This window comes from Halomonas sp. ND22Bw, from assembly GCF_003011945.1.
Taxonomy (GTDB): Bacteria; Pseudomonadota; Gammaproteobacteria; order Pseudomonadales; family Halomonadaceae; genus Halomonas; species Halomonas halophila.
Genome location: NZ_PXWD01000731.1, coordinates 1 through 277 on the forward strand (window position 1 = coordinate 1; position 277 = coordinate 277).

Annotated in this window: 1 protein-coding gene; it reads left to right on the forward strand. The window is 64.3% G+C overall.

From position 1 onward, the window contains the following. Positions 1-54: 54 nt before the first annotated feature. Positions 55-277: PA2169 family four-helix-bundle protein (locus CVH10_RS20060; RefSeq protein ID WP_369335906.1), on the forward strand; the 223-nt coding region annotated here is incomplete at its 3' end.

Below are 277 nucleotides of genomic sequence, written 5' to 3' on the forward strand. Positions count from 1 at the left end.
GACCTTCAGGCGGAAGTCCGCCGTTTGGGCGGCGATCCCGAAGATGACGGGACCGTGCTTGCCGGAGCCCACCGCATGTTCCTCGACCTCAAGGCCAAGGTCACGGGGCAGGACGACAAGGCGATCATCGACGAGGTCGAGCGGGGCGAAGACCATATCAAGGCGAAGTTCGACGATGCGTTGGCGAAGGAGGATCTGTCGCCGGAGGTGCGGGCGGCAATCGCGAAGGCCAACCAGTCGGTGCAGGAAGGCCACGATCAGATGCGCGACCTGAAGC